The sequence below is a fragment of the Methylomonas sp. genome (assembly GCF_023228165.1).
Taxonomy (GTDB): domain Bacteria; phylum Pseudomonadota; class Gammaproteobacteria; order Methylococcales; family Methylomonadaceae; genus Methylomonas.
Window position 1 is genome coordinate 98235 of sequence record NZ_JALOBS010000001.1, and the last position, 12674, is coordinate 110908.

A 12674-nucleotide genomic window follows, 5' to 3' on the forward strand; every position below is an offset into this window, starting at 1 on the left:
GATTCTCCTGAATAGATTACGCTAATGGCTAGCGGAAGGCATGTTGCAATACTATCCCGTCAATAGCTAAGGACTGGGGTTGGAATAACTTCCTGAATTGACATCCCCATTCAAAACATCGTCGTTCCGGCAGGGATTGCCGGAACTCAAAAACTTAAAATCGCAGCTAAAACATATAACTCCATTTAGCCGACAAAGCCCCCTCACGCTCCAACTGCACGCCGTTGACATTGTCTTGCAGCGGCTGTATCCACTCCACGCTAAAAGTATTGCCGGCCATGCTGCCGCCCGGAATGGTGGCATTCAACCCCATGCCGATGTCCCAATATTTACCACCGTGGTTGGCCGGCGTATCCATGGTACCGATGGGCACATGTAAGCCATCGTATTCGCCGTGCAGCGAGTCTTGTGTGGTGTAAATGCCGCGCACCGTACCGCCCAGCCAATCCAGAAACTGATAACTGCCCCAGGCGGTGGCCTGCAGCATATCACCCAGCCTATAGCCGGATTCGTTGTGATTTTGCAGCCTTTTAATGCCTTGTATTTGCGCGCCCCAGCCCCAATCATCGTGATGCCCGGTATAGGTTAAACTGGGGGTGAAATCCCAGGTACCGCTACCCAATTGCATGCCGTAATGAATGAACCCTAACTCGAAAGCATGATTAGGCCGTAAATGAATGTCGACATCGCCTGTCGGCGCGGATACGCCCAAACCCAGATGCAGATGATGCAGTTTGTCGTCATACAGCTTGACCAAAGCGGAAATATTGGTATCGCCGATACCGCCGGTCTGGTGTTCGTGGCCGGCATGATTGACAGCAGAACCTACAAGAGCCTTGGCTGGATCAGCATCAGTTGGTTGGGGGGCGTTGGTACCGCCAAGCTCCCGCATATTCATGCTCATATCCATGAAGGTCGGCATCAGCATCAGATTCAGCCAATCGGTCGGCGCGTACATGACCATAAACATATGCATATGCATGGTCATATCGGTGGGCGCGACAAAACACTGTGCATCCGCGCAATTAGGGTTATGCAGCGCATTATTTTGGGTAATGGCAGCATCTGAAATCGGCTGGGTACCCTGCAATAAATTACCGGCTTGTTTACCGTACATGTATTGGTAACCGATCATCCAGTCGTCCGCCATATTCAGCATATGCCCGAACATCAGGCCGGCCGGCTGCGCCGGACCGTGTTGATGATGGTGATGATGGTGGTGTCCGCCGCCGCTTTCAGCCAGACTGCGGCCGAGAGTGTCCAAATCGACCTTCAACGCCGCATTGGCGGAATAGGCGGAAAAATCGGCGTAACCGCCCTCGCCGCCGCTGCCCAGTCTCAAGCCGCCTTGATGGGTGTAATACTCAAAGCCCATTTCCAGATTCAAACCGCGGGCGAATTGCTTGTTTACAATCACGCCGCCGCTTAAGGCGCCATAAGCGGATAAGCGGTGATCGCTGGAAAAGTTAGGGTATTGTTGAATTAAAGCCCGGTAAGCCGCTACATTATTCACATCGCCCGAACCGGCGGTTTTCAGCACCAGATAAGGATGGTAAAAATCCGCCGCGCTCTGGCTGTAATAGCGAATAGTGGGGGTAACCGTCAATCCCCAAGGCAGCGGCTGCACCCATTTACCTTCGAAGGTGTGGGCATTGATACCCCAGTCATCGAAGAAATAGTTGTATTTCAGGTTCATCGCCGCATCCAGCTGCGCTATATGCTGCACATAGCGAAGATTCAGATTGACTTGATTGCGCTTGTTGGGCCGCTGCTCCGTATAGGCCGCGGTATTTGCACCAAGGTACACACCGCTACCCGCGTCGAACGAGTTCGGATCGACGAAAAACGCGTAAGTGGCTTTGTAGGGGTTTTCCATGAAACCACTGCTATGGGTATAACCCACCCCGGCCTCGGCGAGCGCACTTTTGCTCAGCACTTGCGTCACACTCAGATTGGTGGCGATATCCTCGCGTTTGCCGTGCAATGTCCCTTCATTTACGCTCCCGTCATAATAACCGTTATCATCTTTGCCATTTAATTGGTAACCGATAAAGCCAAGATAGGGCAGCGAATCGTGGTCCAACAAGGCCGACACCGTACTGTTGGTATAACTCTGGCTAAAATTCAGGGTCGTCAGTTTGCTATTGAAATCCAGCCGCCCGCCCCAATTGACGAAGCGGGATTCGTAATCGTTTTCCAGCGACAGACCGCCGCCGACGTCCACCGCCGCCTCGTCCCATTCATAACCGAGTTTAAAGTCGCCCTGTTTACGGGTTTCCGGCGAAGCCATGGTCATGGTATGCGTCAATGGCTGCGGGCCGAAGCCGTACGCTTGGTTAAAGTCCGCATCCAAACCTTTATCTAAAACCGGGTTAAAATTTTGATCGAATACCGGAGTCAGAGACTGTATATAGGGGGTGGCGCCGGTTATGGTATCGCCCAAACTAGGATCGGTATGTTTAACGCTACCGCCTCCCCCATAAGCCTTATTGCCGCCGAATCCGGCCGGCGCGGTAGCCACCGGCGTGGCGCCGGACCAGGTGTCTTCGCTGTAGTTGGCGGTAAATCTCCAACGGTCGCGCAGCAAGGTCTTGCCTTGCACATGAATGCTGTCAACCGTAATCGGCGCGAAGTTATTCGGTATTTTTTTCAGATCAAAACCAAATTCGCTGGTAGGTACGCGGGAATAAACATCACGGGGGCTTTCCTCGTAATGCCCGTATTGAATACTGGCTTCGTCGTCGGCCGCCCGCGCGGGTTCCGTCAGTCCGGGCAGCAGCAAGGCCGCCGCGGTCAAAGCCTGCAAGGCCGGACTGATCCGGGCAGCGGCCGGCCTGTTAACCTCGGCAGCCCCGGCGCCTTTCATATAAACGGATGCCGTATTGGCCGGCATGGTTCGGCTCCGTAACGGCACCGGATCCGCGGACGGCATTTTTATATTGCGCAACAGCGTTTCGATGGCCAAACTCAGGCGCGTCCTGTTAATAACAACCACAACCGCCCCCGCTGCCGGAACTGCTGCCTGTCGCCGCTTCCCGCGCGCCATACGCATGGCCGCGCAACTCGGTCTGCAAGGGATTCGACTCCAAGGCCATTTGCGGCTTGGCCAAGGTACCCCGCTCCCACGGCGCCACCGCGCAGCCGCCGAGTAATTGCATCGCCAGCGCCATCGAGACGACGCTTACGGCTCGTTTGAACATAATCATGGACTTTCGTTGAGTAATTGTTTGACTTGTTCTTCCAGTTCAACCGCTTCGCTTTCGCGGAAACCCAAATGCACGTAACGCACCACGCCTTTGCGGTCGATCAAATAGGTTGACGGCATGGCCTGGACGTTGAAAAGTTTAGCGCACTCGCTTTCGCTATCCCATGCCACTTTAAACCCCGCCGGCTGCTTGTTTAAAAAGCTTTCGGCGTCGGCCAGATTTTCGTCCACGTTAACCGCGACAATTTGCAGGCCTTTATCGGCCAAACCCGCATGCAGGCGGTTCATGAAAGGAAAGGATTTTGCGCAGGGCCCGCACCACGACGCCCAAAAATCCACATAAACCACCTGCCCGCGCGCGGCCTGGAAATCCGCTTTTTCATTATTATCGGACGAAGCTATGGCGCAGGCCGGCGCGGCTTGGCCGACGTCGACGGCAGCGGTATCCGTCAAGCCTAGTACGATAAGCAATATTGCGAAACGCAGTTTGAACAAACTCATGGGCATGGCAAAATTTTAGTGTTTTTAATGACTTACCCCCCCACTTATCTTGGAAGGACGCACAAGGCTATTAGGCCTGGACAAGAGCGACGACTATCATGGCGACGCTATCGTTCTTCCCGCTGACGGCTGCCATTATACGGGGATCGATTTTTATCGGAAACACAACACGGCATATAATTGGCTGTAATCGTTACAACGACGGGTGAGCTTATCATGCTAGGCAAGCCTGCCGATCTCGACTGTGGGCAGGGTTAACAATGCGTAACCCGACAAATATCGCCTTTCAATTATCGTTCCGACGCTCCGCGTAGGAATGCAGCCTTAACCGCTCCGCAGTTCTGGACGCTGTAGCATCCGTCACTGGGTTACCAGCAGAGCGCGGGAACCATTAGAAGATACCGCTTTTCAATGCCGGCTTACACGCCGTTAACCTAACCTATTTTTTGTCGCGACGAAGCGTTGCTGCCGCCATGACTGTCACAACGAACAAACCGCCCGACCTCAACAAAGCGCCGGACAAGCTTAGTTATCTTGTACCGGCAACGTAGGCGTAGTGGTTGGGGTGTGGTCGCCACCGGCATTCTCGCAGTGGAATTCGATGTTATAGACTTTATTGCCTGACTGGGTATGGTTGACCAGCATGGTGTAAACGCCGTTGCCGCCGGCGACCTCGACGAAAGGACTGGGGGTCGTATCACCGCCTTTGGAATCGACAGTCGTGGCCGCCGCCGTGCCTTTGACGATAATCAACGACAGTAAATTCGTGCCGGGACTTTTATCCAAAATTTGCGCGGCAAGATTGTGGCTGTTGCCCAGCACCGCATCGTTACTGCACGTCACTTGCCAAACGTCGGTTGCCTGCGCGCCGAACCCGACCCGCAGAGTTTTATTGCTCAGCGTATGCGCGGAAACCGGCAAAACAAATCCCGCCACGGCCAGTGCCAGCGCTGTTTTTAATAAATGCTTTAAATTCATGTCTTTTCTCGTTTAATTGAATGTGATCAACGGCCGGCATTTCCAGTCCCTACCCGCCAATCGAGTTAAAAACCGAACAACCGACCCCGTAAAATATAAAACCCCGGTTTGCATATCTCAATGCACAAGTTCGTCCAGCTTGGCCTTCGCCAGCTGCCTGACCATGGCGTCGCTATCGTGTAAACCCTGACTGAGCAAATCCGGGCTGTCCGTCAACTCAATCGCCTGCATGCGCACGGCAGCATCTACATCGGACATTGCCTGCTGCAATTCGCCTTCGGCGGCTTCGGCGCCATGCCTCCGCACCCAGCCGCCGATAGCCTGCCCGCGCACCAGAGCGGAAGCATCGCTCATAGCATCACGCAACATGGCTTCGGCTTCCTTGTCGTCATTGGCGGCCAATGCATACAAGGCTTCGGCACGGCGGCGCGGGTCGGCGCTTTGCACGCCCGCATATAGCTCCGCATTATCCTGCCGGGTTGACGGCGTTTGCGGCACGGCGGCCGCCACGGCTGGACAATCGGAGGCCTGTCCGGCCGCCGTACTGCCCAAGATCCAGACTTCCTTGGGTTCGGCTGCATCGGCCTGGCCGAACACCAAACCGGAGGATTCCCCCAACAGACACTTCAGCAAAGCCGGCAGCTTTTCAGCGGCGCAGGTTGCCGTCACCGAGGCCGGCGGCAACACGCTGTAATGGATGGCCATGCCGCTGACGCGCTGCAACTCGCCCAAAATCGCCGGCAGAGATACACTTTTAGCCTGCAATTGCCAAACCCGTGCTTCCCGGTCCAGCCGCACCATAATGCTTGGTTTGTCTTCCGCATGCACCACCTGAAAGACGATTCCAACCAACAACACCATTGAACCAGCGAAACGCATAAAGCTAATATTTAGCTCAAATTCCGGATAGCCGACAAATTTGCCGTCACGCAGCAATGCGTTGTTTGCGGCGCGACACCGTAACCAAACCGGCTATAGCTGAGCCAAATAACCAAATAGCACCCGGCACAGGAACAGCAGCCGGCATAGCGACATCACCGCTGATAAACAATTTATAGGCGTGCGGTTGGCTGTTATCGCCGTACGGATAACTGCTCCAGGTATCGCCGAATCCAAAGCCGTTTACCGGATCCGTGGTATCCACATAGCCGGCGGAATAGGTTTCGCCATCCACGAAATCGAATTCCGCTTTAGCCCAATAACTATCGAACGAATTCACCAACAAATAACTGCCTTGAGTGAGGTTTAAAGTGCCGCCAGCATCCGAAATGCCAACTTGGGTTGGATCATTAAGCACAAAGCCGTTTTTAAGTGCGACGCCGAAATCGTTGACGCCGGTGGGGTTGTAGCCCAATACCGGGTTAAAACCGCTTTCAAATGCATCTGCTATAAAATAAGCCGTATTCCATTCGTACTCCCCGCTGACCTCGTTTAGTTTGAACAAGGTAAGTTTGTTATTCAAACCATCCGTCAAAGTATCGGTCCACATGCTCACCGAGCTATTGCTTAACACATCAAAACGAAATTCCTGCATATCGAAGTCGCCGAAAAACGTGTCGTCAAATTCCAGCTGCGCCGCTTGCGCGGAACCGATTGACATACCCAACAAAGCTATTGCCGCAAATTGTTTAATTTTCATACAATCTCCATAAAATAAAAAAAACTAAAACTAACCCTGTCTAAAGTTGACGCTTTGAACCAAGCAACAACCAAGCCAACTTTAATTTAGCCCCTTATCTTCCCTCTGCTATTTCTATATAGCTTGGCTACCGGAGGGGATCGGGCTTATATATCTACTTGTTAATACTCTAATTAGCCATCGAAAAATTAATTTATCGGCATATAACATAGTTAGAATAAGTTATATAACATAGATTAATTAACTAACTAAATGCAGGGCTCAATATCGCCTGTTGCGCACTAAATATGCCCCATCGCATTAATACCACTATTTCTTTCACGGCTTTTATGCGCTATCAAACCTTCCGCAACAACGCAGCTTGATATGCGCATTAAATTAACTTAGCCTTTAAAAAGCCCTTACGGACCTGTTTTTCCGAATTGTATCTATTTTTTCGCACTGCGTTTATTGTCTTTGAACACTAAAATCCTTCAACATTTTCAATTCAATTTCAAAGCCATGGGCACCCCGTGCGACTTGCAGCTATTTGCGCGGAACAGTAGTGCCGCCCAAAAAGTCGCCGATATTGCCATTCAGGATATTCAGCGCCTGGAAATGAAATATTCCCGTTACCGCGACGATAGCCTGTTATCGGAAATCAATCGGGTTGCCGACCTAGGCGGAAGCATTATAGTTGACGACGAAACCGCCGGTTTGCTTAATTACGCCGACGCCTGTTATCAACAAAGCGGCGACCTGTTTGACATTAGCTCCGGCCTGTTACGCAAAGCCTGGCGTTTTGACAAAGGCGAATTGCCGGCACAAAGCTTGATCTCATCGCTATTGGAACGGGTGGGCTGGGAGAAAGTCAAATGGTCGCCGCCTGAATTGACATTTTTAGTACCCAACATGGAGCTGGACTTTGGCGGCATCGTTAAGGAGTACGCGGCCGACCGGGTGGTCACGCTGTGCCAGCAGGCCGGTTGCCGGCAGGGTTTGATTAACCTGGGCGGAGACGTAAAGATCGTAGGTCCGCGCATGGACGGCCAACCCTGGCGGATCGGCATCGCCCACCCGCGCGACAAACATGCTTTATTGGCAAGCTTGGCGCTACATCAAGGGGCGGTGGCCAGCAGTGGGGATTATGAACGCTGCATTATCATGGACGGTAAACGCTACAGCCACGTACTGAATCCGAAAACCGGCTGGCCGGTCGGCTACTTGACTTCGGTCACCGTGGTCAGCGACCACTGTGTGATTGCCGGCAGCGCCTCCACTATTGCCATGCTCAAGGCAGAACAGGGACCGGCCTGGCTAAAAGATTTGGGGCTGCCGCATATTTGGACGGATATTAAAGGCCGACAAGGCGGCTCATTAACATAAAAACCCAACGGGCAATAAGGCAATTTTCACACTGGACCAACCTAGGTTTGCATTCCATCGGGTCAAATGCGGTTCAAAGCAAATGCTTCACAGCCTGCTTTTCTTCGATTAATTCCGCCTCGTTTTCGCGCAATCGTTCCAGACTGAATGCATTCATATCCAGCCCCTTGACGATATGATATTGACCGTTCGCAATCGTGACGGGGAAAGAAAATACCAAACCGGATTCGATACCATAACTGCCATCCGAAGGCACGGCCATGCTTACCCAATCGCCCTCATCCGTACCGCGTATCCAGGTAGACATCTGCATGATGGCGGCATTGGCGGCGGAGGCCGCGCTGGATTGGCCGCGGGCTTTAATTACTTCCGCTCCGCGGTGCTGCAAAGTCGGCATAAACTCGTTGACAAACCAATCCCGTTCAACCAAATCCAATGCCGGGCGCCCTTTAACCAAAGCGTTGTGCAAGTCTGGATATTGCATGCAGGAATGATTGCCCCATACCGTCATATTTCGAATCTCCCGGGTAGGCACACCGCACTTTTGCGCCAACTGACCGACCGCACGGGTGTGATCCAGCATCGTCATGGCGGCAAAACATTCAGAAGCCAAATCCGGGGCATGGTTAATCGCCAAATAAGCATTGGTGTTGGCCGGATTACCGGTAACCAAAACTTTGACATTACGATTGGCGACTTCGTTAAGCGCTTGGCCTTGCACCAAAAAGATTTCCGCGTTCTGGGATAGCAAATCGCTTCTGAGCATGCCTTGTTTACGAGGTTTCGCGCCCACCAGAAATGCATAATCGACGTTATCGAACGCCACCTTCGGTTCGTCGGTGATAATGACTTTATGCAATAGCGGGAATGCGCAATCGTGCAATTCCATCACTACACCTTTCAACACCTCCAAAGCGGGCGTAATTTCCAGCAACCGCAATATAATGGGTTGATCAGAGCCTAATAAATCACCTGCCGCCAACCGAAATAACAATGAATAACTAATCTGGCCTGCGGCACCTGTTACAGCAATATCGACGGGTGTTTTCATAGCTTCCTTAGAGTCTGGGAGTGTGTTCTCGTGAACGACACAACGGCCGCTATTGCACACTCTTTAAAGTTAAGCGAACAATACCACATTCCGGGTTTAATCGAACTGCATTGGATTATAAAGCGATTGAATTAATATGCCTGTATAATGGCGCGCCTTAAATTGAACGCCTTAATTCATCTGGTAAGTTAATGAAAAAACTACTATTTCAATTCGACACTGACACTCATCCTTCAGTTTTTGACACAGTGGTAGCTTACGACGGCGGTGCCGATCATGTCATCGGCCATGGCGGTTTAACCCCGGACAACGTCGGCGGTTTAGTCGACGGCTGTATTTTTACCCGTGCGCCCAAAGACAAAAAAAATACCGCTATTTTTATCGGCGGCAGCAATATGAAAGCCGGCCAGAATCTGCTGGCGGCCGTACAAAAGCATTTCTTTCCGGGTTTTCAGGTATCGGTAATGCTGGACAGTAACGGCAGCAATACCACTGCCGCGGCCGCGGTAGCCAGAATCGCCACCAGTTGCAGCTTGGCCGGCAAAAAAGCCGTGATTTTGGCCGGCACCGGCCCTGTCGGCCAACGTGCCGCCGCCATGATGGCACTGGAAGGCGCCCAGGTCAGCGTTACTTCCCGGCATATTTTTAATGCCGAAAAAGCCTGTTTTGCCATGAAAGAACGTTTTAACGTGGATTTAACCCCGGTCGAGGCGGCGGACTTGGATGCCAGGGCCGCGGCCATTCAAGATGCCAATATCGTTTTAGCCACCGGTGCCGCGGGCGTCGAACTGCTTAAACCGGAACACTGGCAAGACAATCCTGATCTGGAAGTATTGGCCGACGCTAACGCCATCCCCCCTGTCGGCATCGGCGGCACCAACGTCATGGACAAAGGCGAACGCCGTCACGGCAAAATTATCTGGGGCGCCATCGGTTTCGGCTCCTTGAAACTAGCGCTGCACAGAGCTTGTATCGCCCAGCTGTTTACCGATAATAAACTGGTATTGGACGCTGAAATTATTTTCCAGCTCGCCAAGCAAATGGCTTAACTCAAAACCGAATCTCAAATGACTCACAAGGCGGCTATTTTGCATGAACACTGTCTAGCGCTTTTTCAGGCTGGGGTTGCCGCCGCGGACCCGCATGCCGCGGTTCGACAATGCCTGCTGGTCGATGACGACCAATTAAGGATACCTTTAGCACCCGATTCCTGCCAATTCCGCGACGCTCACTGGCAAAAAATTCATATTATCGGCTTTGGTAAAGCAGCTTGCGCGATGGCAAGCGCCGCTCGCCAAGTAATTCCCAAGCATAAATTAGCCGAACCCGGCATTGTAGTGACGACATACGAGAACCTCGAGGCGGTGACGGGGTTTGAAGTCTTGGCGGCGGGCCATCCTTTACCCGACCGGAACGGCCTGAATGCTGCGCAAACCATCGTCGGCAGAATCCAGTCCATCCCGGCGGGAGAGTTGGTTTTGGTGCTGATATCCGGCGGCGGTTCGGCATTGCTGCCCTATCCGGTTGATGGCGTTAGCCTGGCCGATAAAATCGCCGCCACTCAATTGTTGCTGGCTTGCGGTGCTACCATTAATCAAATCAATTGCGTGCGCAAACATTTGTCCCGCCTCAAGGGCGGCGGCTTGGCCCGTTTGACGGCACCGGCCGACTTACATGCGCTGATTCTGTCCGACGTGCTGGGCGACGACTTAAGCAGCATCGCCAGCGGCCCAACCGTAGCCGACGATAGCTCATTCGCCGATGCTATAACGGTTTTTAAAAGTAAACAGGTTTGGGATAAAGTACCGGCCTCGGTTAAAGACTATCTGACACAAGGCGCGGCGGGATTAAGACCCGAAACGCTCAAATCGGCCGATCCGCTGTTAAATACGACCTCGCATACGCTGGTCGGCAGCAACGCCATCAGCGTTACCGCCGCAGCGCACGCGTCTAGGCAACAAGGCTATCAAACCCTGATTTACAGTCAAAACCTATGCGGCGAAGCCCGAGAGGTAGCCGAACAATGGGTTTTAGACGCTAACAGCCTGCTAAGCCGAGGCCTTGCCGATGCCACCGCAATGATAGCCGGCGGCGAAACCACGGTAACCTTGACCGGTAACGGTAAAGGCGGCCGTAACCAGGAAATGGCACTGGCATTTGCCCTGGCGGTGGAGCAACACGGCCTGCCCTGCCGCTGGACATTTTTGAGCGCCGGCACCGATGGCCGCGATGGGCCGACCGATGCCGCCGGCGGTATCGTCGATAGCGACACCTTGCATCGCATCCGCCGCGCCGGCATCGATCCTCAAGCCGCATTGAACCGCAACGACTCCTACCCCGCGCTTAATGCCGCCGATGCGCTGGCCCTTACCGGCGCCACCGGCACGAATGTTGCCGACCTGCAAATACTTTTACTGTATCCTTTTAGCGAATAAACCCTCACCAGGAGAGACTATGTTTAACCCTTCCATGACCATAGCTGGTTTTGACAACGAATTAGCCAAGGCAATCGAACAAGAGCGTCGCCGCCAGGAGGAGCACATCGAACTGATAGCGTCCGAAAACTACGCCAGCCCGCGGGTCTTGGAAGCGCAAGGCACTTTGTTGACCAATAAATATGCGGAAGGTTATCCGGAAAAACGCTATTACGGCGGCTGCGAATATGTGGATATCGTCGAGCAACTGGCCATAGACCGCGCCAAGGAATTGTTCGGCGCCGATTACGCCAATGTGCAGGCACATTCCGGTTCGCAAGCCAACATGGCGGTCTTCATGTCGTTGATTCAGCCCGGCGACACCATTTTAGGCTTGAGTCTGGCCGACGGCGGCCATTTGACCCACGGCGCCAAACCCAACTTTTCCGGCAAACTCTATAACGCCATCCAATACGGATTAAATTCGCAGACCGGCGAAATCGATTACGAACAAGTCGAAGCCCTGGCCCTGGAACACAAACCCAAAATGATTATCGCCGGCTTCTCGGCCTATTCCCGCATCTGGGACTGGCAGCGTTTCCGCGACATTGCCGATAAAGTCGGTGCTTATCTGGTGGTGGACATGGCGCACGTCGCCGGCCTGGTAGCAGCGGGCGTCTATCCCAATCCGGTGCCGATCGCCGACGTGGTGACCAGCACCACCCATAAATCCCTGCGCGGCCCACGCGGCGGTTTGATTTTGGCTAAAAGCAATCCGGAATTGGAGAAAAAAATCAATTCCAACATTTTCCCAGGCATCCAGGGCGGACCGTTAATGCATGTGATCGCCGCTAAAGCGGTAGCGTTTAAGGAAGCCATGAGCCCGGAATTTAAAACCTACCAGCAACAAGTAATCAAGAATGCCCGGGCCATGGCTGAAGTGTTCATGAAGCGCGGTTTCGACGTGGTATCCGGCGGTACCGACAACCATTTGATGCTGGTTTCCCTAGTCGCCAAAGGCATCACCGGTAAAGCCGCCGATGCCGCTTTAGGCCGCGCCAATATCACCGTCAATAAAAACGCCGTGCCCAACGACCCGCAATCGCCATTTGTCACCAGCGGCATCCGGGTCGGTACCCCCGCCCCGACCACCCGCGGATTCAAGGAAGATCAAATGCGGGAAATCGCCGGCATGATGTGCGACGTGATGGACAATATCGAAGACGAAAATGTCATTAGCGCCGTGCGCGATAAAGTGAAATTATTGTGTTCGCGGTTTCCAGTGTATTCGGAAGCTTAATTAACGCGACAAGGCGCCATACATAGCGCGGAAAGATGTTAACCGTAATGCGCCGTATAACTCTCGGCGCATTACGCATTTCACGAATGCACCCTTCCCGAGCTTAGTCCAATAATTGTTTGGGTTGCGCATGTAGTTGATTGTCACAAACCTCTGTCGCGGCACGGTGACAGCTTAATGGGTTTTTCTGGCTCAATGGCTCCAAATCCGGGTGGGCACAA

At 53.0% G+C, this 12674-nt stretch carries 11 protein-coding genes; 4 read left to right on the forward strand and 7 right to left on the reverse strand.

Going from position 1 to position 12674, the window contains the following annotated elements; translation table 11 throughout:
• Positions 1-166: 166 nt before the first annotated feature.
• The 6 genes from M0R33_RS00430 to M0R33_RS00455 all read right to left on the reverse strand — a co-directional run bounded on the left by M0R33_RS00430 (position 167) and on the right by M0R33_RS00455 (position 6323).
• Positions 167-2965 (reverse strand): DUF3570 domain-containing protein, encoded by a 2799-nt coding sequence (locus tag M0R33_RS00430; RefSeq protein WP_292563402.1) that lies wholly within the window; start codon positions 2963-2965, stop codon positions 167-169.
• A 16-nt stretch (positions 2966-2981) separates the two neighbouring features.
• Complete coding sequence (locus M0R33_RS00435) at positions 2982-3200, reverse strand: DUF4266 domain-containing protein (RefSeq protein WP_292563406.1); 219 nt, start codon at positions 3198-3200, stop codon at positions 2982-2984.
• 2 nt (positions 3201-3202) lie between these two features.
• The gene (locus M0R33_RS00440; RefSeq protein WP_292563408.1) at positions 3203-3706 is read right to left on the reverse strand and encodes a TlpA disulfide reductase family protein; all 504 of its coding nucleotides are present in this window, start codon (positions 3704-3706) and stop codon (positions 3203-3205) included.
• A gap of 525 nt (positions 3707-4231) precedes the next feature.
• Positions 4232-4684 (reverse strand): hypothetical protein, encoded by a 453-nt coding sequence (locus tag M0R33_RS00445; protein ID WP_292563411.1) that lies wholly within the window; start codon positions 4682-4684, stop codon positions 4232-4234.
• A gap of 117 nt (positions 4685-4801) precedes the next feature.
• Positions 4802-5563: a HEAT repeat domain-containing protein gene (locus M0R33_RS00450; RefSeq protein WP_292563414.1), complete on the reverse strand. Its 762-nt coding sequence runs from the start codon at positions 5561-5563 to the stop codon at positions 4802-4804.
• 46 nt (positions 5564-5609) lie between these two features.
• Positions 5610-6323 carry a VPLPA-CTERM sorting domain-containing protein gene (locus tag M0R33_RS00455; protein WP_292563417.1) on the reverse strand — a complete coding sequence of 238 codons (714 nt, stop codon included), beginning with the start codon at positions 6321-6323 and terminating at the stop codon, positions 5610-5612.
• Between the two features lie 501 nt (positions 6324-6824).
• Here M0R33_RS00455 and M0R33_RS00460 point away from each other — a divergent pair.
• Positions 6825-7688 (forward strand): FAD:protein FMN transferase, encoded by an 864-nt coding sequence (locus M0R33_RS00460; protein WP_292563877.1) that lies wholly within the window; start codon positions 6825-6827, stop codon positions 7686-7688.
• 73 nt (positions 7689-7761) lie between these two features.
• Here the strand turns inward: M0R33_RS00460 and M0R33_RS00465 are convergent, their stop codons facing one another.
• Positions 7762-8739 carry a malate dehydrogenase gene (locus M0R33_RS00465; protein ID WP_292563420.1) on the reverse strand — a complete coding sequence of 326 codons (978 nt, stop codon included), beginning with the start codon at positions 8737-8739 and terminating at the stop codon, positions 7762-7764.
• Between the two features lie 191 nt (positions 8740-8930).
• Here M0R33_RS00465 and M0R33_RS00470 point away from each other — a divergent pair, with 191 nt between their 5' ends.
• Genes M0R33_RS00470 through glyA form a run of 3 tightly spaced genes read left to right on the forward strand, consistent with a single transcriptional unit; the run spans position 8931 to position 12453 of the window.
• Positions 8931-9788, forward strand: coding sequence for an NADP-dependent methylenetetrahydromethanopterin/methylenetetrahydrofolate dehydrogenase (locus M0R33_RS00470; protein ID WP_292563423.1), 858 nt, complete (start codon positions 8931-8933; stop codon positions 9786-9788).
• Positions 9789-9806: 18 nt separating this feature from the next.
• Positions 9807-11174: a DUF4147 domain-containing protein gene (locus M0R33_RS00475; RefSeq protein ID WP_292563425.1), complete on the forward strand. Its 1368-nt coding sequence runs from the start codon at positions 9807-9809 to the stop codon at positions 11172-11174.
• Positions 11175-11193: 19 nt separating this feature from the next.
• Positions 11194-12453: a serine hydroxymethyltransferase gene (gene glyA, locus M0R33_RS00480; RefSeq protein ID WP_292563428.1), complete on the forward strand. Its 1260-nt coding sequence runs from the start codon at positions 11194-11196 to the stop codon at positions 12451-12453.
• Positions 12454-12674 lie beyond the last annotated feature (221 nt).

What these genes read in the sequence shown, in the direction of transcription:
- M0R33_RS00475 (WP_292563425.1), top strand. Translation starts at nt 9,807, where the DNA reads ATGACTCACAAGGCGGCTATTTTGCATGAACACTGTCTAGCGCTTTTT.
- glyA (WP_292563428.1), top strand. Translation starts at nt 11,194, where the DNA reads ATGTTTAACCCTTCCATGACCATAGCTGGTTTTGACAACGAATTAGCC.
- M0R33_RS00445 (WP_292563411.1), bottom strand. Translation starts at nt 4,684, where the DNA reads ATGAATTTAAAGCATTTATTAAAAACAGCGCTGGCACTGGCCGTGGCG.
- M0R33_RS00440 (WP_292563408.1), bottom strand. Translation starts at nt 3,706, where the DNA reads ATGAGTTTGTTCAAACTGCGTTTCGCAATATTGCTTATCGTACTAGGC.
- M0R33_RS00470 (WP_292563423.1), top strand. Translation starts at nt 8,931, where the DNA reads ATGAAAAAACTACTATTTCAATTCGACACTGACACTCATCCTTCAGTT.
- M0R33_RS00460 (WP_292563877.1), top strand. Translation starts at nt 6,825, where the DNA reads ATGGGCACCCCGTGCGACTTGCAGCTATTTGCGCGGAACAGTAGTGCC.
- M0R33_RS00450 (WP_292563414.1), bottom strand. Translation starts at nt 5,563, where the DNA reads ATGCGTTTCGCTGGTTCAATGGTGTTGTTGGTTGGAATCGTCTTTCAG.
- M0R33_RS00455 (WP_292563417.1), bottom strand. Translation starts at nt 6,323, where the DNA reads ATGAAAATTAAACAATTTGCGGCAATAGCTTTGTTGGGTATGTCAATC.
- M0R33_RS00465 (WP_292563420.1), bottom strand. Translation starts at nt 8,739, where the DNA reads ATGAAAACACCCGTCGATATTGCTGTAACAGGTGCCGCAGGCCAGATT.
- M0R33_RS00435 (WP_292563406.1), bottom strand. Translation starts at nt 3,200, where the DNA reads ATGTTCAAACGAGCCGTAAGCGTCGTCTCGATGGCGCTGGCGATGCAA.